Source organism: Halomonas sp. hl-4 (genome assembly GCF_900215475.1).
Taxonomy (GTDB): Bacteria; Pseudomonadota; Gammaproteobacteria; order Pseudomonadales; family Halomonadaceae; genus Vreelandella.
On the sequence record NZ_LT907845.1, the window covers coordinates 1,813,607 to 1,840,060 of the forward strand.

25 protein-coding genes and 1 tRNA gene are annotated in these 26,454 nt (G+C 57.5%); 21 read left to right on the forward strand and 5 right to left on the reverse strand.

The genetic code is table 11. The features are described from left to right. Positions 1-47 precede the first annotated feature (47 nt). From CPH17_RS08690 to CPH17_RS08710, 5 genes are read left to right on the forward strand one after another with little or no spacing between them, the layout of a single operon-like run. Positions 48-1,028: an ABC transporter permease gene (locus tag CPH17_RS08690; protein WP_096299088.1), complete on the forward strand. Its 981-nt coding sequence runs from the start codon at positions 48-50 to the stop codon at positions 1,026-1,028. Then, positions 1,025-1,858, forward strand: coding sequence for an ABC transporter permease (locus CPH17_RS08695; RefSeq protein ID WP_096299090.1), 834 nt, complete (start codon positions 1,025-1,027; stop codon positions 1,856-1,858). The genes CPH17_RS08690 and CPH17_RS08695 overlap by 4 nt, the downstream gene beginning before the upstream one ends. A gap of 10 nt (positions 1,859-1,868) precedes the next feature. After that, positions 1,869-3,527: an ABC transporter ATP-binding protein gene (locus tag CPH17_RS08700; protein ID WP_096299092.1), complete on the forward strand. Its 1,659-nt coding sequence runs from the start codon at positions 1,869-1,871 to the stop codon at positions 3,525-3,527. Positions 3,528-3,575: 48 nt separating this feature from the next. After that, on the forward strand, positions 3,576-4,958 hold the full coding sequence (locus CPH17_RS08705; RefSeq protein WP_096299094.1) for an FAD-binding oxidoreductase: 1,383 nt from the start codon (positions 3,576-3,578) through the stop codon (positions 4,956-4,958). A gap of 24 nt (positions 4,959-4,982) precedes the next feature. Further along, complete coding sequence (locus tag CPH17_RS08710; RefSeq protein WP_096299097.1) at positions 4,983-6,092, forward strand: pyridoxal phosphate-dependent aminotransferase; 1,110 nt, start codon at positions 4,983-4,985, stop codon at positions 6,090-6,092. Positions 6,093-6,247: 155 nt separating this feature from the next. Here CPH17_RS08710 and CPH17_RS08715 read toward each other — a convergent pair whose 3' ends face one another. The 4 genes from CPH17_RS08715 to CPH17_RS08730 all read right to left on the reverse strand — a co-directional run bounded on the left by CPH17_RS08715 (position 6,248) and on the right by CPH17_RS08730 (position 9,590). Then, a complete protein-coding gene (locus CPH17_RS08715; protein WP_096299099.1) occupies positions 6,248-7,201 on the reverse strand; it encodes a branched-chain amino acid transaminase in 954 nt (317 codons plus the stop codon). Beyond that, positions 7,198-8,316, reverse strand: coding sequence for a class II histone deacetylase (locus CPH17_RS08720; RefSeq protein WP_096299101.1), 1,119 nt, complete (start codon positions 8,314-8,316; stop codon positions 7,198-7,200). Before CPH17_RS08720 ends, CPH17_RS08715 begins: the two co-directional genes overlap by 4 nt. Next, on the reverse strand, positions 8,313-9,248 hold the full coding sequence (locus tag CPH17_RS08725; RefSeq protein ID WP_096299104.1) for an ornithine cyclodeaminase family protein: 936 nt from the start codon (positions 9,246-9,248) through the stop codon (positions 8,313-8,315). The genes CPH17_RS08720 and CPH17_RS08725 overlap by 4 nt, the downstream gene beginning before the upstream one ends. Before the next feature lie 255 nt (positions 9,249-9,503). Beyond that, a tRNA-Leu gene (locus tag CPH17_RS08730) sits at positions 9,504-9,590 on the reverse strand. 113 nt (positions 9,591-9,703) lie between these two features. On the opposite strand from CPH17_RS08730, the gene queA reads away from it, so the two are divergent. The 5 genes from queA to secF all read left to right on the forward strand — a co-directional run bounded on the left by queA (position 9,704) and on the right by secF (position 15,253). Then, the gene (gene queA / locus CPH17_RS08735) at positions 9,704-10,735 is read left to right on the forward strand and encodes a tRNA preQ1(34) S-adenosylmethionine ribosyltransferase-isomerase QueA (protein ID WP_096299106.1); all 1,032 of its coding nucleotides are present in this window, start codon (positions 9,704-9,706) and stop codon (positions 10,733-10,735) included. 58 nt (positions 10,736-10,793) lie between these two features. Further along, on the forward strand, positions 10,794-11,912 hold the full coding sequence (tgt, locus tag CPH17_RS08740; RefSeq protein WP_096300924.1) for a tRNA guanosine(34) transglycosylase Tgt: 1,119 nt from the start codon (positions 10,794-10,796) through the stop codon (positions 11,910-11,912). A gap of 69 nt (positions 11,913-11,981) precedes the next feature. Next, entirely contained in the window at positions 11,982-12,308 is a 327-nt protein-coding gene (yajC, locus tag CPH17_RS08745) for a preprotein translocase subunit YajC (RefSeq protein ID WP_074397381.1), read from the forward strand. Positions 12,309-12,441: 133 nt separating this feature from the next. Continuing rightward, a complete protein-coding gene (gene secD / locus CPH17_RS08750) occupies positions 12,442-14,292 on the forward strand; it encodes a protein translocase subunit SecD (protein WP_096300925.1) in 1,851 nt (616 codons plus the stop codon). A 34-nt stretch (positions 14,293-14,326) separates the two neighbouring features. Then, the gene (gene secF / locus CPH17_RS08755; RefSeq protein WP_096299108.1) at positions 14,327-15,253 is read left to right on the forward strand and encodes a protein translocase subunit SecF; all 927 of its coding nucleotides are present in this window, start codon (positions 14,327-14,329) and stop codon (positions 15,251-15,253) included. 78 nt (positions 15,254-15,331) lie between these two features. Here secF and CPH17_RS08760 read toward each other — a convergent pair whose 3' ends face one another. Further along, entirely contained in the window at positions 15,332-16,126 is a 795-nt protein-coding gene (locus CPH17_RS08760; protein ID WP_096299110.1) for an inositol monophosphatase family protein, read from the reverse strand. Positions 16,127-16,268: 142 nt separating this feature from the next. Here CPH17_RS08760 and trmJ point away from each other — a divergent pair, with 142 nt between their 5' ends. From trmJ to hisS, 11 genes are all read left to right on the forward strand, one after another. Further along, a complete protein-coding gene (gene trmJ, locus CPH17_RS08765; RefSeq protein WP_096299112.1) occupies positions 16,269-17,036 on the forward strand; it encodes a tRNA (cytosine(32)/uridine(32)-2'-O)-methyltransferase TrmJ in 768 nt (255 codons plus the stop codon). Positions 17,037-17,158: 122 nt separating this feature from the next. Further along, a complete protein-coding gene (cysE, locus tag CPH17_RS08770) occupies positions 17,159-18,019 on the forward strand; it encodes a serine O-acetyltransferase (RefSeq protein WP_074397385.1) in 861 nt (286 codons plus the stop codon). A gap of 76 nt (positions 18,020-18,095) precedes the next feature. Further along, positions 18,096-18,563 carry a Fe-S cluster assembly transcriptional regulator IscR gene (gene iscR / locus CPH17_RS08775; protein WP_074397386.1) on the forward strand — a complete coding sequence of 156 codons (468 nt, stop codon included), beginning with the start codon at positions 18,096-18,098 and terminating at the stop codon, positions 18,561-18,563. Between the two features lie 38 nt (positions 18,564-18,601). Further along, positions 18,602-19,759, forward strand: a complete 1,158-nt coding sequence (locus tag CPH17_RS08780; RefSeq protein WP_096299114.1) for an IscS subfamily cysteine desulfurase — start codon at positions 18,602-18,604, stop codon at positions 19,757-19,759. Between the two features lie 39 nt (positions 19,760-19,798). Then, on the forward strand, positions 19,799-20,125 hold the full coding sequence (locus CPH17_RS08785; protein ID WP_074397388.1) for a HesB/IscA family protein: 327 nt from the start codon (positions 19,799-19,801) through the stop codon (positions 20,123-20,125). Positions 20,126-20,282: 157 nt separating this feature from the next. Beyond that, positions 20,283-20,708 carry a nucleoside-diphosphate kinase gene (gene ndk / locus CPH17_RS08790; RefSeq protein ID WP_096299117.1) on the forward strand — a complete coding sequence of 142 codons (426 nt, stop codon included), beginning with the start codon at positions 20,283-20,285 and terminating at the stop codon, positions 20,706-20,708. A gap of 96 nt (positions 20,709-20,804) precedes the next feature. After that, positions 20,805-21,983, forward strand: a complete 1,179-nt coding sequence (rlmN, locus tag CPH17_RS08795) for a 23S rRNA (adenine(2503)-C(2))-methyltransferase RlmN (protein WP_074397390.1) — start codon at positions 20,805-20,807, stop codon at positions 21,981-21,983. A 96-nt stretch (positions 21,984-22,079) separates the two neighbouring features. Continuing rightward, on the forward strand, positions 22,080-22,817 hold the full coding sequence (pilW, locus tag CPH17_RS08800; RefSeq protein WP_074397391.1) for a type IV pilus biogenesis/stability protein PilW: 738 nt from the start codon (positions 22,080-22,082) through the stop codon (positions 22,815-22,817). 47 nt (positions 22,818-22,864) lie between these two features. Then, positions 22,865-23,944, forward strand: coding sequence for a RodZ domain-containing protein (locus CPH17_RS08805; protein ID WP_096299119.1), 1,080 nt, complete (start codon positions 22,865-22,867; stop codon positions 23,942-23,944). A gap of 8 nt (positions 23,945-23,952) precedes the next feature. Next, positions 23,953-25,068: a flavodoxin-dependent (E)-4-hydroxy-3-methylbut-2-enyl-diphosphate synthase gene (gene ispG / locus CPH17_RS08810; protein ID WP_096299121.1), complete on the forward strand. Its 1,116-nt coding sequence runs from the start codon at positions 23,953-23,955 to the stop codon at positions 25,066-25,068. Positions 25,069-25,103: 35 nt separating this feature from the next. Then, positions 25,104-26,399, forward strand: a complete 1,296-nt coding sequence (gene hisS / locus CPH17_RS08815) for a histidine--tRNA ligase (RefSeq protein ID WP_096299123.1) — start codon at positions 25,104-25,106, stop codon at positions 26,397-26,399. Positions 26,400-26,454: the final 55 nt, after the last annotated feature.

A 26,454-nucleotide genomic window follows, 5' to 3' on the forward strand; every position in this document is an offset into this window, starting at 1 on the left:
GTGGCGAAAGCTACCTGGGCGTTTCACCGTTGTTAGGACAGTTGACCATGCTTTACGCACGCTTGATTACCACACGGCTTTTTAAAGCTGTGACAGTGCTATTTCTAATCGTCATTTTTAATTTTTGCCTGATCCACCTCGCCCCAGGCGACCCTGCCGCCATCATGGCGGGGGAAGCAGGGGCCACCGATCAAGAGTTTCTCGACCAGCTGCGCGAACGGTTTGGGTTAGATCAGCCGATTTATGTACAGCTATGGCGTTATATTTCCGGCATCGCCACGCTGGATTTTGGCTACTCCTACCGCCAGGAAGCGCCGGTTTTCGACCTGATCATGGCGCGTATGCCTGCCACCCTGCTGCTCACCGGTACTGCTTTTGTGCTTTCGCTGGTGTTGGGTATTGTCGCAGGCTCAATGGCGGCGGCGCGGGTTAAAAAACCGTCTGGCTCGCTGATTATGGCATTGGCACTGGTATTTTACGCCACGCCACTTTTCTGGGTGGCGTTGATGTCGGTGGTGCTGTTTTCCGTCTATCTCGGCTGGCTGCCTGCCTATGGGCTTTACACCGTGGGTGCCGGCCACACAGGGCTTGCACTGGTAATTGATATCGCCAAACACCTGGTGCTTCCCGCCACCACCTTAGCGCTGTTCTTTATGGCGATTTACACCCGCATGACGCGCACCTCAATGCTGGAGGCATCTCAGCAGGATTACGTTAAAACGGCACGGGCGAAAGGGTTAAAGCCGAGCATTATTCAGCGCCGTCATGTGCTGCGTAACGCGCTACTGCCGATTATTACGCTAGCGGGGCTACAGGCTGGGCAAATGGTCGGGGGTGCGATACTCACCGAAACCGTTTTCGCTTGGCCGGGCATCGGCAGACTGATGTATGAAGCGCTGCAACAGCGTGACTACAACCTGCTATTGGGGATTTTCTTCTTCTCGGCGGCCTTGGTCATCGTCTTCAATATCATCACCGATTTGGTGTACAGCCTGGCTGATCCACGCATCAAGAAGGGGGCCTCATGAGCTTTTTCGCACACTTTGCGCAAAACCGTGGCGCTCTGGTGGGGCTGATTATTCTGCTGATGATTATCGCCATGGCCATTCTTGCGCCGCTGCTGTTTCCCGAGTCTCCCTGGCGTATGGCGCAGCGGCCTTTTCTGCCGCCGCTCTCTCAGGAGGGTTTTCCCCTGGGCACCGACACCATGGGCCGCAACGTAGCCGCAGGCCTGATGCACGGCGCTTGGGTTTCGCTGCTCATTGGACTGGTCTCAACCTGCGTCGCACTGTTGATCGGCGTGCCGCTTGGGGCCGTTGCCGGTTACTACGGCGGCTGGATTGACGATGTATTGATGCGCTTTACCGAGTTTTTTCAGACTATTCCCAACTTTGCCTTGGCGATTGTGCTGGTGGCGATTATGCAGCCCAGCGTCACCTCGATTGTATTGGCGATTGCGGTCGTCAGTTGGCCACCGGTGGCTCGTTTGGTTCGCGCTGAGTTCATGTCGCTGCGCAACCGTGAGTATGTCGAAGCCGCGCGTTTGGTGGGGCAATCCAACACCACGATTATCATTCGCCAGATTCTACCCAATACGCTGTCGCCGATTATCGTGCTGGCCTCGCTAATGGTAGCAACCGCGATTTTGCTGGAATCGGCGCTGTCGTTTCTCGGTTTGGGCGATCCTAACGTGATGTCCTGGGGCTATATGATTGGTGCTGCGCGGACAGTGATTCGCCAAGCCTGGTGGCTAAGCTTCTTCCCTGGGGTGGCGATTTTGCTCACCGTGCTGGCGTTAAATCTGGTCGGTGAAGGTTTAGATGATGCCTTGAATCCGAAACTTTCCCGCGAACGCTAGGAGCCCCCTTATGTCTGTAACGACCGGGTCTACACCAGATGCCAGCCAAGTGCCTGACACGGTGCTTAGCATTCGCGAGCTAAGCGTCGCGCTCCCCAAAGGGGCGGATCGCGCCCTGGCAGTGGAGGACGTCAGCTACGAGGTTAAGCGCGGGGAGATCATGTGCGTGGTGGGCGAATCCGGCTCTGGCAAGTCGATGGCCGCTAACGCCGTGATGGGGCTGCTACCCAAAGGCGTACGCGCCACTCAAGGCGAGATACTGTTTGAAGGCCAAAACCTACTCGCCCTCAGCGAAAAGCAGCACCGCGCCCTACGCGGCCTAAAAATCGGCATGATCTTTCAAGAGCCGATGACCGCCCTTAACCCATTAATGCGGGTAGGCGAGCAAATTGCCGAAGTGTTTGAGGCTCACGGCCAGCTCACCCCTAAAGAGCGACAGGCCCGCGCCCTGGCGTTGTTGATCGAGGTGGGCATTCCACAGCCGGAGAAAGCCATTCGCGCCTACCCCTTCGAGCTTTCCGGTGGCCAGCGTCAGCGGGTAATGATTGCCATGGCGCTCGCGCTTGAACCCGTGCTACTGATTGCCGATGAGCCCACCACTGCACTGGATGTCACCACCCAAGCGCAGATTTTGGAGCTGATTCGCGACCTGCAAAGCCGACGCGGCATGTCGGTGATGTTTATCACCCACGACTTTGGCGTCGTCGCTGAAATCGCCAATCGTGTCTGCGTGATGCGTCACGGTAAGATTGTTGAGTTAGGCGACGCTAAAGCAGTGCTTGAAAACCCGCAAGATACCTACACCCAAGCCCTGATTGAGGCAATCCCCAGCAATGCGGTACCGCACCACCGAGAGACCAGCCAGGTGGCGCCACTGCTGGAGATCAAACAGCTTAATAAAGTATTTCGCTCCCGAGGGGGGTTGTTTACACCTGCCCGGGAGGTACGCGCCCTTGAAGACGTCTCGCTCACCTTAGCGCGAGGCGAAACGCTAGGTATCGTAGGCGAATCCGGCTCGGGCAAATCTACCCTAGGCCGCTGCGTGGTGCGGCTGGAACACCCTGACAGCGGCGAACTGCTGTTGGATGGCGTGAATATTTCTCAGCTTAAAGGTGATGCGCTGCGCCGTGAACGCCATCGCATGCAGATGATTTTTCAAGACCCCTACGCCTCTTTAAACCCACGCACCAAGGTAGGCATGGCGATTGCCCAGGGGCCCATCGCCAACGGCACGTCAAAAGCCGCAGCGCTCAAACAGGCAGGCGAGCTGTTGGACATGGTGGGCTTGGGCGCCAGTGCTGTGGAACGCTTTCCACACGAATTTTCCGGTGGCCAGCGCCAGCGTATCGGCATCGCCAGGGCGCTAGCGCTGAACCCCGAGCTCATAGTGGCAGACGAAGCGGTGTCGGCGCTGGATGTATCGATCCAAGCGCAGGTATTGGCGCTGCTGCAGGAACTAAAGCAGCGCCTGTCTCTTTCGCTGCTGTTTATTACCCACGACTTACGCGTCGCCGCACAGATTTGCGACCGCATTGTGGTGATGCAACATGGTCGCATCGTTGAGCAAGGCAGCGCCGAGCAGATTTTTCTTGCTCCCCGCGAGGCATATACTCAAGCGCTGCTCAAGGCGATCCCCGGTCGTGAAGCCCCTGTGGCGGCAGCGGTGTAGCTTTTCAAAAGCTGGTTCAATATGGAAAAGACAAATTAAGGAACCTCAATGCAGATAACCCTTGAGGCATTGCGTGCCATTGTAGGCCCAGCCCACGTTTTGATCAGCGACGATGTACACAGCCGTAGCGTGGACTGGATGACCGGCGCCCCCTGCCAGGCAGGGGCGATTGTTCGCCCGGCGGATACCGAGCAAGTCGCTGCGGTGATGCGCGCCTGCCATCAGGTACAGCAGGCAGTGGTTACCCATGGCGGGTTAACCGGGTTAGTTCACGGCGCTGAGGCGAGCCCTGACGAATTAGTGATCTCTCTTGAGCGGCTGACCGCCATTGAAGAGATAGACCAGGTGGGCGGCACCCTCACCGTGCAGGCCGGCGCACCGCTGCAACGTGTGCAAGAGGCCGCCAAAGAGGTGGGCCTGCAGTTTCCGCTGGACCTGGGCGCCCGCGGCAGTTGCACGATTGGCGGCAATATCGCCACCAATGCCGGCGGCGTTCGAGTGATTCGTTACGGCATGATGCGCCAGCAAGTCTTGGGGCTTGAAGTGGTCATGGCCGATGGTCGAGTGGTCAGTTCCATGAACCGCATGCTCAAAAACAATGCCGGGTTTGATCTAAAGCAGCTGTTTATCGGCAGCGAAGGCACCCTGGGCATTGTGACCCGCGCGGTACTCCGGTTGCAGCCACCCACCCCCAGCGAACAAACAGCGCTCGTCGCTTGCCCCTCGTTTGAGGCATTAACCGGTCTACTCAGCCAGATGGGTAGAGCATTGGGCGGAAGTCTCGGGGCCTTCGAGGTCATGTGGCAAAACCACTACCGTTTGCTGACAGACACACTGGGGCGCCACACGCCACCGATTGCGACGGAGCACCCGTTTTATGTGATTATTGAGTCGCTGGGCAGCGATTCCGAGCGCAATGCAACCCAGTTCCGCGAAGCGCTAGAAAGTGCTTTAGAGAGCGGTTTGATGGTTGATGCGGTGATTGCGCAATCCAGCACCCAGCGCGATGGGCTGTGGGCCATTCGTGAGGATATTGAAGGGTTGATCAAAGGGTTGGCACCGTTACTTACCTTTGATGTCAGCCTGCCGATTGCTGATATGCAGCGCTACACCGATGCCCTGGAAGCACAGTTGACGAAACGCTGGCCCACGGCGCGATTAGCGGTGTTTGGTCATTTAGGCGATGGTAACCTGCATATTTCTGTCAGCGCGGGAAGTGCCGAAGTCGAGGTGCGCCGCGAAGTGGAAGCCATGGTCTATCAACCGCTAGCAGCGCTTGGCGGCTCCGTCTCCGCCGAACACGGCATTGGTCTTGAGAAGCGCCCGTGGCTTAGCACATGCCGCTCGAGCGCCGAGATCGACTTGATGCGCACCCTCAAGCAGACCCTCGACCCGCTTAACCTACTTAACCGCTATAAAATTTTGAGCTAATTAGTTTATTCCTAGGATACTGCTATGCCCCGCTACCCCGAGCACTTAACCGGCGAAGGCCCCGCCAATCCGTTTCCGGGCATCAAGGTGCTGGAGCGCCGTATAGGAAAGGAGATCCCCCATCGGCTTGGCTCTAACGAAGGCCTGGATATGCCTCACCGCGCCCTACGCGAGCACTTTGGCGATGCCCTGGCCGAACATGTTTACTGCTACGGCGACGCCGAGGCGCTGGGCGTTCGTAAGCGTGTTAGTGAACAGCAGGGTATCTTGCTGGAAACACTGCTGGTGGATGCCGGTGCCGATAGCCTAATGGCGCTGGCCCTGCGCACCACCTGCGAACCCGGCGATACCGTGGTAAGCACCGCCGGTACCTACCCAACCTTTGGCTATTTCGCCAAGGGCCAGGGCTGCCGCTTGATCGAGCCCAGCTACCATGAAGCCCCGGGGGTGCTGGCCCCAGACCTCGACGCTCTGGCGAATGCGGCGCATGAAACAAACGCGAGATTGGTATATCTGGCCAACCCGGATAACCCCAGCGGCCACTTACACAGCGATAGCGCCATCCTCAAGCTGCGCGAGGCGCTACCCGACAGCTGCTGGTTACTGTTAGACGAAGCCTATGGGGATTTCCGCGACGATGCGGGCAGCGAGTTCGCCGCCAAGGCGCTCCCTGGGGTGATTCGCCTGCGTACGCTCTCTAAAGCCCACGGCCTGGCCGGCTTGCGGATTGGCTACGCCATTGCCGACCCTGACGTGCTGGCGATGATGATGAAGGTGCGTATTCACTATGCGGTATCATCGTTAACGTTAGCCGCCGCTGAAGTGGTGCTCGACCACCCTGACGAGGTACATCAACACGTCGCTGATGTGAAAGCACGCCGTGAGCAGTTGGCAGAACACTTTCGCGCCCTCGGTGCCGATGTGTTGCCCAGCGCCACCAACTTTATCGGCATTCGCCTGCCCAGCGCTGAACTCGCCGCCGAGGTACACCAGCAGCTACTCGCCGAAGGCGTTTTAGTCGCTCGACTCGCGCACCCTGAGTTGGCCAATGTAATACGCATTACGGCGGTACAAGCAGCGCTGGAGCCGGGAAGATTGGAAGCCCTTGAACAGGCTATTAAAGAACACGCCTGATTAAATTAGTAAATTTGATCGCTAGGTGCGAGGGCAGGTTGGAGCGAGGGTCTTTTTCCAGGGATGGAAAAAGTAGCGCCCAGGGATGGGTTCACAGCGCCCTCGCGGAAACCTGCCCTCGCACCGGGGCACGCTGATTGCCCGCCACAACAGCCCTAAAGCGTTAGCCAATGCCGAAAATCATCCAGTTCACCGCGTACCGCTTGGCGATATAAGTCCTGCAGTTGCGCCGTCACGCTGCTTTGGCTGATCGGTTCGTTAACAGGCGGCGCGCCCGCGCGTCCGCCGATGCGGCGACCATCCAGCTCGCGCAGCGGCAGTATTTCAGCGGCGGTGCCGGTTAAGAACGCTTCATCGGCGGTATACAGCTCATCGCGGGTGATGCGCCGCTCGCGCACGTCAATGCCCAGCACCGTTTGCGCTAACTGAATCACGCTATCCCGGGTGATGCCTTGCAGGCACGAGGTCACTTCCGGGGTGTGCAGTACGCCATCGCGCAGTAAAAAAATATTAGCCGCCGAGGCCTCAGCCACATAACCTTCCGGGTCGAGCATGATGGTTTCATCAAACCCGGCTTTGATCGCGGTATTCAGCGCCAGTATCGAGTTAACGTAGTGGCCGTTGGTTTTCGCCCGGCAGAGGCTGATATTGACGTGGTGGCGCGCCCAGGATGAGGTCAGCGCGCGCAAGCCATGGGTCGCGGCCTGGGGCGAAATGTAAGGGCCTAAATCCCAGGCGGCGACCATTACATGGGTCGTTAGCCCTTGAGCACGCAACCCCAAGCCTTCCGCGCCGAAAAATACCGTCGGTTTTAGATAGGCGTTAGTTAGCTTATTTTTAGCCAGACACTGGCGTTGAACCTCAATCAAATCAGCTTCGCTAAACGGCAGCGGCATATCCAGCGAATGGGCGCTTTCCGCCAAGCGGCGTGCGTGCTCGGCAACACGAAAAAGATGCGTACCGCTGGGACCAGCGTAGGCGCGCACGCCCTCAAAACAACCCATACCGTAGTGCAACGTATGGGTGAACAGATGCACCTTGGCATCTCGCCAAGCCAGCCATTCACCATCCTGCCAAATCCAGCCATCGCGATCATAAAGCGGTGTCATCGGGTCGTTTGCTCCCACTGTTGGCGCCAGCTATCGATTAACGTTTGCTGGTGCGGTTGCAGGGCCTGATAGCCCCAAGCGGCAATTTCGTCGTTTTGCGGGTCGGGCACGGCAATGCCACTGCCTGCCAGGGTCTGGATCACCGCGTGGCCGCATAGCGGTACATAGCCTTCGGAGTAGCCGCCTTCGTGAATAAACACTAGTTTGCCATGGCAGCAGCGCTCGGCCAGGGCTTTCAACTGGGCGGTCATGGTGGCAAACGCCTGGCTGTTGAGCAGCATCTTGCCTAACGGATCTTTGGCACAGGCGTCGTAACCGCAGGCCACCACAATCAACTCAGGATTAAAGGCCTCCAAGGCGGGTAGCACCAGTTGTTCCATGGCGTACGCGTAGGCGCCCAGCCCACAGCCCGGCGGCAGCGGCAGGTTTAGGTTGGCGCCCGCGCCTGCACCTTCGCCCTGCTCGTCAAAGCCACCGGTTTCCAGCGGGTAGTTAGCGGCTTGATGAAGGGAGACAGTGAATACTTCTGGCTCATCATAAAACGCCGCCTGCTGGCCGTTACCGTGATGAACATCCCAATCAAGTATCGCCACGCGATTCACCTGCCCCAAGGCGCGGGCACGCATCACCGCCACGGGTATATTACCCAGCAGGCAGAACCCGCGACCCTGGTCGGCTTCTGCATGGTGGCCGGGCGGGCGACACAGGGCGTAGGAGTTGCTCACCTCACCTAACGCCACAGCTTCGACGGCTGCCAGCGCTAAACCCACAGACTGGGTGGCCGCTGCCCAACTACCGGGCATAAAGGGCGCGCAGTCGCCGCCATTGCCGCCACGCGCTTTATCCCCCGCCTGCAGTTGCTCTAAATAACGCGGAGTGTGAAAGCGCAGTAGATCATCAAGCGTCGCGGCAGGCGGTTTCACTACGCGAAGCTCGTCAATCAGTCCGCTGACTTCGAGAATGTTTTTTAGCCGTCGCTTGCTTTCTGGGCTTTCCGACGCGGCTTGGGGCTGCAAAAACTCACCGGGTGCCGAAAATACGCCAATGGCGCCCTGTTCGTGCCAAAAGCAGCGTTCGTGCCAGTAGAAGCCTGTTGTGTCTGTGAGTGCATTCACGGCGGCGATGCCTCCCACACTTCAATGGCGGCGGCCAAATCTTCAAGCGATGCGCCTACCGACTTAAACAGGGTAATGGCTTGCTTATTAGAGCGCCCTGATTTGCTTCCGGCTAGCACTTCGGCAAGCTCCGCCTGAATATCGTCAAAGCGGAAAGCTCCTTCATCAATAGCTTGCAGAATATCGCCGGCTTCGCCTTTGGCACCCGCGTAGGTATCGACAAACACTTCGGCGCGGCGCAGGCATTGCGCATCGGTTTCTCGCATTTGCGGGCGAAAAGCACCAATCAAATCCAAATGCGTACCTGGCGTGAGCCATTCACCTTTAATAAGCGGCTCGGTGGATAGCGTGACACAGCTAATAATATCTGCCCGAGCAACTGCCGTTTGCAGGTTATCGACCACATGGGTTTCAAAGCGCTCGGCGTAGTCCTTGGCAATTGCCGCCGCTTTACTGGAATTTCGTCCCCACACCAATACGCGCTTAATCGGCCGTACACGGGCATGGGCTTCAATCACCATTGGCGCCAGTTTGCCGGTACCAACGACCAGCAAGGTTTCTGACATATCATTGGCCAACGCCTGGGCGGCCAGCGCTGAAGCCGCCGCTGTGCGACGTCGCGTTAATTCGCTGCCGTCCATACATGCCAGCGGCTGGCCGTGCTTGCCCTCGCTGAGCAGGTAGAGCCCGGAGATCGCTGGGATACCGTGGTCGGCATTTTGTGGAAACACGTTGACCATTTTGACGCCAATGTAGCCCGCGGCTTCCCAGGCAGGCATCAACAGCATCGTCGCCTCACCATCTGGCCGATGCATGGTGTGGTGGTGGCGCGGCGGAGACTCAACGCCAGTGACGAAGGTGGTTCGAAGACGCTTGATCAAACCATCCCAGGTAAGATCACGTGCGATCTCATTAGCTGAAATAACACGCATCTCATGCCTCCGGTAACGCAGCGAAAACGCTTATAAAGGCGTTGCTGTCTTGGTAGGTAGCGCTCAAGGTATCTCTCCAGGAAAAGAGTTATTCCTAGAGACTAAGCGATTAGCAGGGTAAATGCTTGCCCAAACACGGGCGAACTTGCCCGGCATTTAGTTGCCTATGAGGCCCGTAAGCTACGCAAGCCGGATCAGGACGTTTGCAAACGCACAAACAAAAGGGCCTAGCGATAAACGCTAGGCCCTAAAAGATGGTGCCGGTGGCCAGACTCGAACTGGCACGCCTGTTACAGCGGCGGATTTTGAATCCGCTGCGTCTACCAATTCCGCCACACCGGCAATGGCTGCGCATTATACGTAGATCACCTTCTAGGTCAATCACATTGACTGACTTTATCCACACAAAGCGCTATCCTATGCCGCCTGTTTGGTCACTGATATAGAGCTTTTTCATGCAGCGCGCGGATTTTCACTTTGAGCTACCCGAAGAGTTAATTGCTCGTTACCCGTCTGAGCAGCGTAGCGACTGTCGCTTACTGTGCGTGGATGGTCAGACCGGCGCGCTTGAACATCGGCGGTTTCCCGACTTGATGTCAGTTCTGGAACCCGGCGACCTGCTGGTGTTCAACGACACCCGAGTGATCCCGGCGCGCCTGCACGGCCAGAAGGCAAGCGGCGGCAAGGTGGAAATGCTGCTGGAACGTCCGCTGGACGCGCACCGCGGGCTGGCCCATATCCGTTCGAGCAAGTCGCCCAAGCCCGGCACCGAGCTGATCTTTGAAGGCGATATTCACGCCGTGGTGGAAGGCCGCCGTGATGCGCTGTTTGAACTGCGTTTTCTGGGCGACACGCCAATGATCGCGCTGCTGGAAAAGCACGGCCATATGCCGCTGCCGCCCTACATTACCCGTGAAGATGAGCTAAGCGACCGCGAGCGCTATCAAACCGTTTATGCCCGGCGCGATGGTGCAGTGGCCGCCCCCACCGCCGGCCTACACTTTGACCAGCCGCTGCTCGATGCGCTGGCAGAAAAAGGCGTCAATAGCGCCTTTGTTACGCTGCACGTCGGCGCTGGGACCTTCCAGCCGGTGCGCGTCGACAACATCCTTGAACACCATATGCACAGCGAATGGATCGAGGTAACTGAGGCGACCTGTGAGCAGGTTCGCGCCACGCAAGCGGCGGACAAACGGGTGATCGCCGTGGGCACCACCAGCGTGCGCTGCCTGGAAAGCGCCTGCATGAAAAGCCCGGACGTCCAGATAGCACCCTTCAGCGGCGATACCGACATCTTCATCTACCCCGGCTATGAATGGCGCTGCGTGGATGCGCTGATCACCAATTTCCACCTACCCGAATCAACGCTGTTAATGCTGGTCTCGGCATTCGCAGGTTACGATAACATCATGCACGCCTATCAAGCGGCGGTTGACGAGCGCTATGCGTTTTTCAGCTATGGCGATGCCATGTTGCTGACCCGCTAACCAAGCCTTGCTTTAACCGCTTTCTGAACGAGTAACAACGATGCGAAACGAATGCTTTATGCGCTTTGAGCGCCTCGCCGAGGACGGTCGCGCGCGCCGTGGCCGCCTTCACTTTCCGCGTGGCACGGTGGAAACCCCAGCGTTTATGCCGGTGGGCACCTATGGCACGGTCAAGGGCATGACGCCCGACTCGGTGAAAGAGATTGGCGCCGAGATTATCCTGGGCAATACCTTTCACCTTTGGCTGCGCCCCGGTACAAAGGTCATCGAAGCCCACGGCGATCTGCATGACTTCGCCCAATGGGACAAGCCGATTCTGACTGACTCCGGCGGTTTCCAGGTGTTTTCGCTGGGTGAGATGCGCAAAATCACCGAGCAGGGTGTGCATTTCCGCTCGCCGGTAGACGGTAGCAAAGTATTTATGGGCCCTGAAGAGTCGATGGCAGTTCAGCGTTCGCTGGGTTCCGATGTGGTAATGATCTTTGACGAGTGCACACCCTATCCAGCGACGTTTGAAGAAGCCGAAAAATCCATGGAGCTATCACTGCGCTGGGCCAAGCGCTCGCGTGACGCCCATGGCGACTCCCCTTCGGCGCTGTTCGGCATCATCCAGGGCGGTATGCACCCCGAGCTTCGCGAACGCTCGCTAAAAGGGCTGCTGGACATCGGCTTCGATGGACTGGCGATTGGCGGCTTGTCGGTGGGCGAGCCCAAGGAAGAAATGATCAAGGTGCTCGACTATTTGCCGACCTGGATGCCTGACGATACGCCCCGCTACCTAATGGGCGTTGGCAAACCCGAGGATTTGGTCGAAGGCGTGCGCCGCGGCGTGGATATGTTCGACTGCGTGATGCCTACGCGCAACGCACGTAACGGCCACTTGTTTACCGCCCAAGGTACCGTCAAAATTCGTAATGCTGTGCATCGCTTTGATACCCGGCCACTTGAAGAAGGCTGCGATTGCCATACCTGCCAGCACTTCTCGCGCGGCTACTTGCATCATCTTGATCGCTGCAACGAGATGCTGGGCTCAATGCTCAATACCATCCATAATCTGCGTTACTACCAAAGGGTGATGGCTGATTTGCGCGCAGCAATCGAAGCGGGTACATTGACGACCTTTGTGGAAGGCTTCTATGCGCAACGCGGACTGTCGGTGCCTCCCCTTGCAAATTAATCAGCGCTCGTCTTAGCGAGCGTTTTAACTTGCTCAATCATTGAGTTTATAACCCAGGAGTTCTCTGCAATGCTGGATTTCTTCATTTCTCCCGCCCACGCCCAAGCAGGCGGTGCTGGTGGTGGTATTGCGCAAATCGTGATGCTGGTCGGTTTTGTGCTGATTTTCTACTTCCTGCTCTGGCGCCCGCAGGCCAAGCGCGCGAAGCAGCACAAGCAATTGATCAGCAATCTGGACAAAGGCGATGAAATCGTCATTGGCGGCGGTATGGTGGGTCGCATCACCAAGGTGAGCGATGAGTTCCTGACCATGGAAGTCGCCGAAGGCACCGAAGTCAACGTGCAGAAAAATGCCGTTGCCGCCGTGCTGCCTAAGGGCACCATCAAGTCCATCTAATGTAATGATGTAGCACCCCTGCCTTAATGCCAGCCATCCCGGCAGGGGTGACATGGTATCAGCGATGGTGAACCTTGCTGCGCATAGTGAGTCTATGCGCAGCATTCCGTTTGTAATTGAAGGCAGGGCTTGCATGCTCAACCGTTACCCCCTGTGGAAGTATCTGTTGATACTGGTCGTTTTAGTGGCCGGCCTTATCTACGCACTTCCCAACTTATTCCCTGAAGATCCCGCCGTCCAAATCAGCAGCGCCGAGACCGGCGAAACGCTGGATGAAAGCGAAATTGAGCGCGTTGAAGACGCCCTCAATGATGAAGACGTAGCGATTAAAGCCATCGAACAAAACGGGCAGCAGTGGCTGATTCGCCTATCTGATTCCGATGATCAGTTGCGCGCCCAGGAAATCGCCAGCGACCTGCTGGGAGACGATGCCACGGTTGCACTGAACCTTGCCGAGGCAACGCCCGGCTGGCTGCAGGCCTTTTCTGCCTCTCCCATGACGCTCGGTCTCGACCTGCGCGGCGGCGTTCACTTCCTGCTGGAAGTTGATATGGAGGCTGCGCTGACCCAGCGGCTTGAGGTTAACGGCAGCGCGATGCGTGAATTGCTGCGCGAAGAGGGCATTCGCTATCGCAACACCGAGGTAGAAGAGCGCAGCCTTTCAATTGATTTCGCTGGCGAAGAGGACCGCAATGAAGCGCGCGGACTTATCAGCCGCGAATTCCCTGAGTTCGAATACAGCAGCGAAGAAGAAGGCCGTGCGGCACGTTTGGTGATGACGCTGACCGATGAATCGGTTAATGAGATTCAGGACTACGCGATTAACCAAAACCTGACCACACTGCGTAACCGGGTTAACGAACTAGGCGTTGCCGAGCCCATGGTCCAGCGCCAAGGCCCCGACCGCATTGTCGTGGAGCTTCCCGGCGTTCAGGATACCGTGGAGGCCAAACGCGTGGTAGGTGCGACGGCGAACCTGGAATTCCGCCTGGAGGCGCGTTCCGACGCACCCGACAATGAGACGGAAAGCTTCAGCTTCCGTAACGACGAATCGCGCTCCGCCGACCTGATGCGCGACGTTATCGTTACCGGCGATAGCGTTTCGGATGCCAGCCGCAACTTCGATGAAAACGGTCGACCACAGGTCAACATCGACCTGGACGGCACCGGCGGTACGTTGATGAACCGCGCCACGCGCAGCAACATTGGTCGCAATATGGCGGTGCTGTTTATTGAGCACAAAACCAAGGAACGCACGGTCATTGAGGATGGCGAGGAAGTCACCGAGCGCGAACCCTACGTGGAGCGTGGCCTGATCAGTTTGGCGACGATCCAGAGTGCGCTGGGCAATAGCTTCCGCATTACCGGTCTTGAGTCGCCTACCGAGGCCGAAGAACTTGCGCTGTTGCTGCGTTCGGGCTCACTCGCAGCGCCAATCTACTTCGTTCAGGAACGCACCATCGGGCCAAGCCTGGGTGCCGACAATATCGAACGCGGCCTGCTTTCAGTGCAAGTCGGCTTGTTGCTGGTCGCGCTGTTCATGCTGATCCGCTACAAGGTATTCGGCATCTTCGCCAATATTGCCCTGGCGTTAAACCTAGCCCTACTAACCGCCGCCATGTCGCTACTTGGCGCCACGCTGACGCTTCCGGGGATTGCCGGCATCGTGCTGACGCTGGGCATGGCGGTGGACGCCAACGTGCTGATATTTGAGCGAATACGCGAAGAGCTGCGCAATGGATTGTCGATCCAGCAGGCCATCTACGCTGGCTACGAACGCGCCTTTACGTCGATTGTCGATGCCAATATTACCACGCTGCTGGTCGCGGTAATTCTGTTCTCGATTGGTACTGGGCCGGTCAAAGGCTTCGCCGTGACCCTGTCTATCGGTATTTTGACATCGATGTTTACCGCCCTAATGGTAACGCGCGCCATGGTCAACCTGACTTACGGCAGCAAGCCGGTCAAAAAGCTGTGGATCTAACGCCAACGCTCAGCCCAGATTTAACGAGGTGGTAATGAAACCTTTAACACACCGGCAAATCGACTTTATGGGGCGCCGCAATTTGGCGTTCATCGTCGCTGCCGTCATGCTGATCGTGTCGATTGGCGCGATTGTTTTCCAACAGCTTAATTTAGGCCTGGATTTCACTGGTGGCACCTTGGTGGAAGTGCACTATGACGAGGCACCGTCCTTGGATACCGTGCGCCAGTTTCTGCAAGACAACGACTTTGAAGATGTCTCGGTGCAAACCTTCGGTAGCTCGAACGAGGTGCTAATTCGCCTGCGTCAGGCGTTTGACTCCGATATTGGCACCAACATTGTCAATATCCTCAGCGAGGATGGAACCGAGGTTGAGCTGATCCGCGCGGAGTTCGTGGGCGCCCAGGTGGGCGACCAGCTGCGTGATCAGAGCGGCATGGGGTTACTGGTCGCCCTGGGCGTGGTGATGCTCTATGTAGCGTTTCGCTTTCAGTACAAGTTTGCGATTGGCGCTTTGCTGGCCCTGATACATGACGTGATCATCGTCGTGGGTTTTTTCGCGCTATTTCAGCTCGACTTCAACCTGACCGTACTGGCCGCCATTTTGGCAGTAATCGGTTACTCGCTGAACGACACGATCGTGGTCTACGACCGTATGCGCGAGGAGATTCGCACGACGCAAATAGACGACATGCCGCAAATCTTTAACGAGGCAATCAACGCCACGCTCTCGCGTACACTGGCAACCTCCGGCACCACTTTGCTCGTATTGCTGGCCCTGCTGCTACTCGGCGGCGAGATGATCGAAAACTTCGCCATCGCTCTCATTGTGGGCATTGTGGTGGGCACGTTTTCATCCATTTACGTTTCGGGTGCGCTGCTGCTTCCGCTCAAACTATCGCGTGAAGACCTGATTCCTACCAAGAAAGAGGTCGACGAAGAAGAGGAAGAGTTGCCCTAACCGGGCTGAACTTGCTGCTAGCAAAAAGCCCCTGTCGGTGATGCCGACAGGGGCTTTTTCGTTTGTCTGAGCAGAGGGTTAAACGTGCGGTGCCAACTGCTTGATTAGCGCTTTATACAAGCGTGGCCCTGCTGCTAACAGCTGGCCTTCCGCCTTCACGTTAGGCTGCCCATCGGGCGACCCCATCAATGCCCCGGACTCTTTCAACAACAGCGTCCCTACCTGCAGATCCTGCTCTTCAAGGCCCAACACGAAGGCGCTATCGACACGCCCGGTAGCCAACTCACAGATATCCAATAGACCACTGCCCGTCGCCACCAGCGTATCTACCTGGGGGGCCAACTGCTGGGTAATGGTTAAGTAGGCAGGCAAATGACGGGGCCGCAGCCAAGGCTCAGGAAGACTCATCGCCAGGCGGGTGGCGCTGATCGCCTTGGCCTGGCTGACCCGCATACGCTTGTCGTTATGCTGGGCGCCACGGCCGCGGCTGGCAATGTATTCGTCATCACCGAAAGGCGAAATCACCACGGCATGCTCGGGACGACCTTTGACGAGACACACCACTGAGAGTGCAAAGCCCTTGCCCGCGACGGCCAGGTTGGAATAACCGTGCATGGGCTCAATCTTCCAGACGATATCGCCGCTTTCATCCTGGCCGGGCCGGAAAGGGGTGTAGCGCCCCATCACCCCGTGTTGGGGATAGCCACGTTCCAACTGCTGAACAATGGTTGCCTCGGCTTTACGCGCCGTGTCTTCAAGCAGTTTGTCGAGGTTGAACTCATCGTGCGCGTTTTCGATACGCTCGCGCACCTTCAGGAAGTGTTCAACAGCGCCGCGCGCAGCGCGCAGCGTAAATTGGACCATCGGATTCATGGTTGGGCCTTGTCACAGTGATGTTAAAGAACGGTAGGCGGTCGCTTCGCCTTTGGCGCGCAATTCTAGCAGACCGCTATCGGGCATGCTATCGACTCATGGTAGACTGCCGCTTTTCCGCTTCCTGTGACCGGGTTTTATCATGCTTGAGCGCATTCGTATCGTACTTATCGGCACCAGTCATCCTGGCAATATCGGGGGCGTTGCCCGCGCCATGCATAATATGGGACTCACCGACCTGGCACTCGTGGCGCCACGCTGCGAAGCCATCACCCAGGACAGCATCTCCCGCGCCTCGGGGGCCGATCACCTACTGCATAACGCCCAGGTGTTTGCGACCATTGAAGACGCGGTGGCGGACTGCACACTGGCGGTGGGGGCCAGTGCGCGCTCACGCACGCTGCCCTGGCCGATGTTAACCCCACGTGAGCTGGCCGACCGCTTACCCGGCGAATGTCAGTCTCCTAATGCCCGCGTCGCGCTGGTGTTTGGCCGCGAGGATAGCGGCTTGACTAACGAGGAGCTACAGCGCTGCCACGCCCACGTCAATATTCCCACCAACGCCGACTTCAGCTCGCTCAATCTAGCCGCTGCGGTTCAGGTACTTGCCTACGAGTGTCGCATGGCATGGATGGGGCAACACGCAAACGAGCCAGCCGCTCAAGCAGCCCCGAGGCCGGATGCCGACGATGCACTTGCCTCCCATGCCGACCTGGAACGCTACTTTGAGCACTTAGAACGCGCACTGGTAGCCATTGAGTTCCATGACCCCGACAAGCCGCGCCAGCTAATGGCCCGACTTAGGCGCCTTTATCTTCGCGCCCGCCCAGAGCAGATGGAAATGAATATTCTGCGCGGCATTTTATCCGCCACCGAAAAGGCCGCACAGCACAAGCAACCGCATGAGTGAGCCGCTAGACTTGAAGAGAGCGTCGCGCGCCCCCACCATTTCTCAACTGCGTACAATAACCCTGCGATGCTGGTCAAAACCGCCCGGTGATGAATCGCACTGCTACCGCCCAAGGGATCCCCATGTTTCAACGCCTGCGTGAAGATATTAACAGCGTCTTTGACCGAGACCCCGCCGCCCGCAACTTTCTCGAGGTGCTGACTAATTACCCTGGCCTGCACGCGCTACTATTACATCGCTGCAGCCACTGGCTATGGCAAAAAAACCTTAAGTGGCTGTCGCGCTCGCTATCGACGTTTGGCCGCTGGCTGACCGGCATTGAAATTCACCCGGGGGCCACCATTGGCCGACGCTTTTTCATCGACCATGGCATGGGCGTGGTGATTGGCGAAACCGCCCGGGTGGGCAACGACGTGACGCTCTACCAGGGCGTCACCCTGGGCGGCACCAGTTGGCACAAGGGCAAGCGTCACCCAACGCTGGGCGATAGCGTCATCGTGGGAGCGGGGGCCAAAATCTTAGGCCCTTTTACCGTCGGCGCGGGCGCTAAAATCGGTTCCAATGCGGTGGTCACCAAAGAAGTTCCTGCCGGGGCGACAGTGGTCGGCATTCCCGGCAAAGTGGTTAAACGCGCCGATCCAGATGTCGAAGAAGCCCTGGATGTGGATCCCGCCCGCCGCGAGGCGATCTGCCAAAAGTTTGGCTTTGACGCCTATGGCGTGAGCGAAGATATGCCCGACCCCGTGGCCCGCTCCATGCAGGCGATGCTGGATCACATGCACGCCGTGGATGAGCGCATCGAGCGCATGTGCTCAACCCTGCGCAAACTGGATGCCAGCTATCGTGACGGCCAGCTACCGGCGCTGCGCGATGAAGATTTTGCCGACATTCTTGACGAAGCGGACGGCGCCTGCTCAGGCGTAGCCAAAAACACCTCGTCGACGACGTCGGCAGAGCAGGACACGCAATCGGGTAATGGTTGACCAAAGCACTCAGGTTTTCCCATAATGGCAGCACATTTGCCGTTAGCGCTGAGCCGTCGGCGTCGAGGTACCTGCCATGCGTTTGACCACCAAAGGGCGTTACGCTGTTACCGCCATGCTGGATTTAGCACTGCACGCCCAACATGGCCCGACCAGCCTTAGCGATATTTCTCAGCGCCAGGAAATATCGCTGTCGTATCTTGAGCAACTATTTGCTCGGCTGCGCCGTTACGGACTGGTTAACAGTGTGCGCGGTCCGGGTGGCGGCTATTTGCTTGCCCATGCACCTAATCGTATTAGCATCTCCCAGGTCATTGACGCGGTAAACGAAACCGTGGATGCCACGCGCTGTCAGGGGCTCTCCGATTGCCAACAGGGAGATACCTGCCTGACGCACCACTTATGGTGCGATTTATCGGCGCAAATTCGGCATTTTTTAGATGACGTGACCCTTGCCCAATTGATGCAGCGCCCCGATGTAATACAAGTCGCCGAGCGCCAACAACAGCGCTTGGCGGCGGGCATCCTAGCCTCGTCTCCCTGAACGCTTTGCTTTTTTCCACCACAGGTAACATGACCACGATGACTGCCGCCTCGCTACCCATCTATCTTGATTACGCCGCTACCACGCCGGTGGATCAGCGCGTGGCCGAGGTTATGCAGCGCTACTTGACGGTGGATCAACTGTTTGCCAATCCTGCCTCACGCAGCCACATGCTCGGCTGGCAGGCTGAACAGGCCGTTGAGCAGGCGCGCCGCCAGGTGGCCGACACCATCGATGCTGATCCGCGCGAAATCGTCTGGACCAGCGGCGCCACCGAGGCCGATAACCTGGCGTTGATCGGTTTCATGCGCGCCAACCGCAAACGTGGCATGCACTTGGTCACCTCAACCATTGAACACAAAGCGATTATTGATACCGCTCGCGCGCTTGAACACGAAGGCTTTGAGGTCACATGGCTCTCTCCCGGTGCGGATGGCTGCATCCAGCCTGAGCAGCTTCGCGAGGCAATGCGCGATGACACCGCGCTGGTATCGCTAATGGCGGTCAACAACGAACTGGGCAGCATCAATGATATCGCCGCCCTGGCCACCGTGGCTCATGAATTCGGTGCGGCCTTTCACTGCGATGCCGCACAGGCCGTTGGCCGAATCGAACTATCTGTGGTCGCTCAGCAGGTTGATTTAATGTCGCTGTCGGGCCACAAGGCCTATGGGCCAAAAGGCGTGGGTGCGCTTTACGTAAAGCGCCACCCTGATATTCGCATTGAAGCGCTAATTCACGGTGGCGGCCACGAACGCGGCATGCGCTCCGGCACCCTGCCTACGCATCAGATTGCCGGCATGGGCGAAGCCTTTTTGCTAATGCAAGGGCAGCACGCCGAAGAGCAGGCGCGCATCGCCCAACTACAGCAACGCTTTCTGAAAGGGCTAGAGGGGTTGGAAGGCGTCTATGCCAATACGCCTCTTGCCCACGCGGTACCCAACATTCTTAACCTCGCCTTTGAAGGCGTGGACGGTGAATCGCTACTCATGGGGTTGCGCGATGTCGCTGTCTCCACCGGGTCGGCCTGCAACTCGGCAAGTGTAGACCCGTCCTATGTATTACTCGGCATTGGCGTCCCAAGGCGCCTTGCCCTTTCGTCGATTCGTTTTAGCTTTGGCCGATTTACGACCGAGGCCGATATCGACCACGCCATAACGCTTATCCGCCACGCGGTGAGCGGGCTGCGCGCCTAGCAGCGCTAAGCGGCTGACCACTTACAGGAGGACGCCTCAATGGCCACACTCAATATTACCCCAGCTGCCGCCCAGCAGATTCGCCACGTGTTGGACGAACGCGGTCAAGGCTTAGGCCTGCGTGTTTCCGTCAAACCCAGCGGCTGCTCAGGCTATAGCTATGTACTGGACTTCGCCGACCAGGTGAATGACGAAGACGTGCGTTTTGAAGCCAACGGTGCCAGCGTTTACGTCGCCCCCGACGCCGTGGAAATGCTCGACGGCAGCGAAGTCGATTACGTTAACGAAGGGCTGAATCGCTTTTTCCGCTTCAACAACCCCAACGTTAAAGACGAATGCGGCTGCGGTGAAAGCTTTACCGTCTAACGCAGGTTGCCAGCACACAGCGCGGCGGTATTCATCCCCCCGCTTAAGCGCTATAATCGCGCCACTCGGTAGCTGATACGGCTACCGACACCTTTATTTTTACCGCCCCGGCCCACCGGGGCGGCAATGTTTTTTTATCCTTTCAGGAGACTGTGACATGGCAACTGAACGCACTCTATCTATCATCAAGCCCGACGCCGTCGCCAAAAACGCCATTGGCGAAATCATTGCGCGTTTTGAGAATGCTGGGCTGCGCGTTGTGGCCGCCAAAATGCTGCACTTGTCTGAAGAAAAAGCCGGCGGCTTCTACGCTGAACACAAAGAGCGCCCGTTCTTCAAGGACCTCGTAGGCTTCATGACCTCGGGTCCGGTTGTCGTGCAAGTGCTAGAAGGCGAAGGCGCGATTGCCAAAAATCGTGATTTAATGGGCGCTACTAACCCGAAAGAAGCCGCACCGGGCACGATTCGCGCCGATTTTGCGGAAACAATCGACGCCAATGCTGTCCATGGTTCTGACTCTGCGGAAAGCGCCGAGCGCGAAATCAACTACTTCTTCGGCAACGACGAAATCTGCTCGCGCTAATCACGCTTTGTCAGGTAGCGCCGCCGTTTCAACCTCTGTTGCCGGCCATTTTACGCGGGGGCCTCGCCCCCGCCACTTCCCTAAACGCTGACCGCCATGACCACCACCGTAGTCCAACATACGCCTAGCTCTGCCCCCCAACACTCGCCCAGCGCACAAGCAACGCCCGAGCGTCAAAACCTGCTGGGTATGTCGCGGGAGCAAATGGCGGCTTTCTTCGTCTCCATTGGCGAAAAGAAATTCCGTGCCGCCCAGGTGATGAAGTGGATTCACATCGAAGGGTGCGACGATTTCTCCGCGATGACGAACCTGTCAAAACCGCTGCGGGAAAAGCTCGCTCAGGTAGCGGAAATTCGAGGCCCAGGCGTTATCTACGAGGGCACGTCAAGCGATGGTACGCGCAAGTGGGTGCTGGAAGTGGAAGACGGCAGCTACGTCGAAACCGTGCTGATCCCGGCCGAAAACGGCAAGCGGCGCACACTGTGTGTGTCATCCCAGGTGGGTTGCTCGCTGGACTGCAGCTTCTGCTCAACCGGCAAGCAAGGCTTTCAGCGCAACCTGACCGCTGCTGAAATCATCGGCCAGGTATGGGTGGCCCAACGTAGCGTCGGGCCGCGTCGGGATACCGCCAACCGGCCGGTGACCAACGTGGTCATGATGGGCATGGGCGAGCCGCTGCTCAACTACGACAACGTCGTACCGGCCATGAAATTGATGCTCGACGACGACGGCTATGGCCTTTCCAAGCGCCGGGTTACGTTGTCCACCTCGGGCGTGGTGCCCATGCTGGATAAACTTGGCGACGAACTCGATGTCAGTCTGGCGGTGTCGCTGCACGCCGCCAACGACGAGTTGCGAAACGAACTGGTGCCGCTCAATCGCAAGTACAATATCCGTGCGCTGATGGACGCCTGTCACCGCTATTTGGCCAAGTGCCCGGAAAACCGTCTGGTAACGATCGAATATACCCTGATTAAAGATGTGAATGATCAGCAAGAGCACGCCGAACAGCTAGCGGCACTGCTCAAAGAGCTACCTTGTAAAATTAACCTGATCCCATTTAACCCATTTCCAAATTCAGGGTATGAAACACCGTCGCGTAATCAGACAATGCGTTTTCAACAGTGGTTGCACGACTTAGGCTACACTGCTCCCATTCGGTCGACCCGCGGCGATGACATTGACGCTGCTTGTGGACAGCTTGTGGGCCGGGTAAAAGACCGCACCAAACGAAGCGCTCGCTATATCCAGTCGATTCAATTGGATGCAGACTGATTAGTCATCATCTTGACTTCCGGCGAACACGGCGCTTTGATGGACACGGTTTAATTTAGCGATTCATCTTTTTATCGTCACCTTGCGAGGATTTACATGATGTGTCACCGCAGGCTTTACCACCCATATCGGGTGCCCTTGCTCGCCGCGCTGGTCGGCAGCATGTGGCTAGCCGGCTGTGCATCTTCCTCTAATGTTTCTTCCTCTTCGTCAACGCCCGAGGCCGCCTCAGCCTATACCCAGCTTGGAGTTGCCTATTTGGAGCGCGATAATCTCCCGCGGGCACTAAACGCATTAGATCGAGCGCTCGAGATCGAACCCGACAACGCCGAGGCGCTCCAGGCCATTGCACTAGTTTACCAGCAGCAAGGCGAAAGCGATTTGGCCGACCAGCACTTTCAGCGCGCCATTAAGACGGCGCCGGATTTTACCCGCGCGCGTAACAACTACGCCGCGTTTCTTTACCAAGAAGACCGTTTGGAAGCTGCCTGCAATCAGCTCGAAAGCGCTTCCAAAGACGCCCAGTACGAGAACCGTACCCAGCTTTTTGCCAATCTAGGGCAGTGTTATATGGCCCTGGGCGAGACCGAACTAGCACGCGAGCGCTTTAAGCGCGCGCAACGGATCGATCCGCGCAATCCCCGCGGATATTTTATGTTAGCTGAACTCGAATACTCACAGGGTAATTACGCCGAGGCATGGTCACCGCTGCAAAAGCACCTGCAGCTTGCCGGGCCGAGCCGGAACGCACTATCACTGGCCGTTGACATTGCCGAGGCAAGAGGCGATCACGACGCCGCTGCTGACTATCAACGTCAGCTGAGTGCCAATTAAGCGATGGATGCCCTGATCACCGATTATTTAATGAAGGATGCTCAGCCATGAGCGAGACACCGTCACAAGCTAGCGACACCCCAATCGTAAATGACTCCCCCGGCGAGCTGTTGGCCCGCCGCCGTGAACAACTTGGCATTGCCCTTAACGATGCCGCCCGGGCGCTGAACCTACGCCCTGCTGTGGTAGAAGGCCTGGAACGCGATGATTACAGTGAAATTCCAGTGGTTACCTATCGCCGCGGTTACCTGCGCGCCTATGCCAAATATTTAGCTATTGATGAACACTTGATACTGGATGCTTATCGTACACGCTTTGGCGAAGCCGACCTGGAGCGCAAAGTCACCCCCGTCGCGGTGACCAAGCCGCCTTCTCGCCTGGGTGCCTGGTTATTCAAGCTGGTCACGCTGTTCATTATTGTGGGGCTGATTGCCGTCACGGTGATGTGGTGGCAGAGCCGAGGGGGCAACGAACTCCCTGAGATGGACTCGTCGTCTTCAATGGAGGACGCACCTGCCGAGCAAGAAGACACAGGTGAGCTCAATGAGTCTTCACAGTCTGACCCAGAGCTTTCATCAAGCGAATCCGACGACGTCACCGACGAAGACACAGCGCTGAATGACTCGGCTACTGAGGACAGCAGCGCAGCGGAAAGTAATTTTGCCGCTGAAAACACCGCCGAAGATACCAGCGAGACAGGCAACGAAACACCCTCAGACTCTGCTGATTCGGCGCTGCTGATTGATGAAGAAGGTGCAGATGAGGCCACCGAGTCGACCAGCCTAGCAGAGACGGATAGCCAGTCCGACGGTGACGAAAGTAACGACGATGCCACAGGCGATGATGCCAATGAAGGTGACGAAACCACGGGTAACGATAGCAACACTAATCGTTTAGCGCTGACGTTTAATGAACAGTCGTGGACAGAAATTATCGACGCCGATAACCAGCGTGTGCTGGTAGGTCTGCAAGAACCTGGCACCTCCACTGAGGTCGAAGGTCAGCCACCCTTCAGGCTCACCGTGGGCAACGTCACTGGCGTTGAACTGCGCTATCAAGGCGAAGACGTCGACTTATCGTCACGCGCAGGTGCCAACAACGTGGCTCGATTCACCTTGGGAGAGTAACCCGACTTATGCACGCTCATTCGCCTATCCAGCGCCGAGCTTCGCGCCAAATCAATGTAGGTAACGTCGCCGTGGGTGGAGATGCGCCCATTGCCGTTCAGAGCATGACCAATACGGACACGCTGGACGTGGCCGCGACCGTGGCGCAAATTGCACAGCTAGAGAAAGCTGGGGCTGATATCGTACGCGTGTCAGTGCCCGACATGGACGCCGCCGAGGCCTTTGGCAAAATCAAACGCCTGGCCAACGTGCCGCTGGTGGCCGACATCCATTTTGACTATAAGATTGCCCTGCGTGTGGCCGAGCTTGGCGTCGACTGCCTACGTATCAACCCGGGCAATATTGGCCGTGAAGATCGCGTCCACGCAGTGGTTAGTGCAGCCCGCGAACATGGCATCCCCATCCGTATTGGCGTCAATGCAGGGTCGTTAGAAAAAGATCTGCAAAAAAAATACGGCGAACCGACGCCCGCGGCACTGGTCGAATCGGCCATGCGTCATATCGACTACCTGGACCGGCTGGATTTCCCCGACTTCAAGGTCAGTGTTAAAGCGTCGGATGTGTTTATGGCAGTGGCCGCTTACCGCGATTTGGCAACGCGTATTGAACAGCCGCTTCACCTGGGCATTACCGAAGCAGGCGGACTTCGCTCCGGCACGGTAAAATCGTCCATTGGCCTTGGTATGCTGCTGATGGATGGTATCGGCGACACTATTCGCGTCTCGCTTGCGGCCGACCCAGTGGAAGAAATCAAAGTCGGCTACGACATGCTAAAAAGCCTCAGGCTGCGTGCCAAAGGCATCAATTTTATCGCCTGCCCGAGCTGCTCACGGCAGAATTTTGATGTCATCAGCACCATGAACCAGCTTGAAGAGCGCCTGGAAGACGTCATGACCCCCCTTGATGTCTCGGTCATTGGCTGTGTCGTTAACGGCCCAGGCGAAGCTAAAGAAACCGATATTGGCCTCACCGGCGGTAGCCCCGCCAACCTGGTGTATATCGACGGCAAACCGGCCAGCAAATTACGCAATGACCACCTCGTCGATGACTTGGAGCGGCTGATCCGCGACAAAGTACGCGAAAAACAGCAGCAGCAGGAAAACACGATCGCCCGTAGCGTTTAATGACGCCACGGGACAGCCGACCCAGGGAGTTTGCCTTGAGCAAGTCTGTAGCCAAAAAAATTCAAGCCATTCGTGGTATGAACGACCTATTGCCCAGCGAAAGCCCTCGCTGGCAATTTTTTGAAGGGAAAGTACGCCAGTTAATGCAGCGCTACGGCTTTGCGGAAATTCGCATGCCAATTGTTGAGCAAACTGCACTATTCGCACGCTCCATCGGCGAAGTGACCGACATCGTCGAAAAAGAAATGTACACCTTCGACGACCGCAACGGGGATAGCCTCACCTTACGCCCTGAAGGCACCGCCAGCTGCGTGCGCGCTGCCATGGAGCACGGCCTTTTGCACAACCAGACCCAGCGGTTGTGGTACCAGGGGCCGATGTTTCGCCATGAGCGGCCGCAAAAAGGCCGCTATCGGCAATTTCATCAAGTCGGCATTGAGGCCTACGGCTTCGAAGGCCCGGACATTGATGCCGAGGTCATTCTGCTCTCAGCCCGTCTATGGCAAGAGCTTGGGTTGATGGAACACGTCACGTTAGAGCTTAATTCATTAGGTTCAAGTGAGGCCCGCGCCGCTTACCGCGACAAACTGGTAGCCTACTTCGAACAGCACCGCGAGGTGCTCGACGAAGACTCAAAGCGACGCCTAACCAGCAACCCGCTGCGTATCCTGGATTCCAAAAACCCGGCCATGGCCGAGATGCTCGACGGCGCACCGCGTTTGATGGATCACTTAGATGAGCCGTCACGTGAGCATTTTGAACAGCTAAAGGCCATGCTCGACGCGGCGGGCATCGGCTATGTAATCAACCCTCGGCTGGTACGTGGACTCGACTATTATTCGCGCACCGTGTTTGAGTGGACCACAACGGCACTTGGCAGCCAGGGCACCGTATGCGCAGGGGGCCGTTACGATGGCCTCGTCGAGCAGCTAGGTGGCAAACCCACTCCGGCGGTCGGCTTTGCCATGGGCATTGAGCGCTTGATTCTGCTGCTTGAGACCCTTGACTTAGTGCCCGAAGAAGCCGGTAGTGATGTATACCTGCTACCGATGGATGAGGCGGCGACTATTTCCGCTATCACCCTGGCCGAACAGCTACGCAGTGAGCTGCCCTGGCTACGCCTGCAATTGCATTGCGGCGGCGGCAGCTTTAAAAGCCGCATGAAAAAAGCCGACAAAAGCGGTGCAGCGTTCGCCCTGCTGCTAGGTGAGGACGAATTAGCCGAGCAAGTCGTCACGCTTAAAGCGTTGCGCGACGACCAACCACAGCAACGCGTCCCCCAGGTGTCGCTGGCCCATGCGCTTAGCGAACAGCTAACCCATACCCCTTAAATGGACGGCAGGCATACCCTGCCGCTCGACCCATTATGACCGTGCCCAGAGCGGC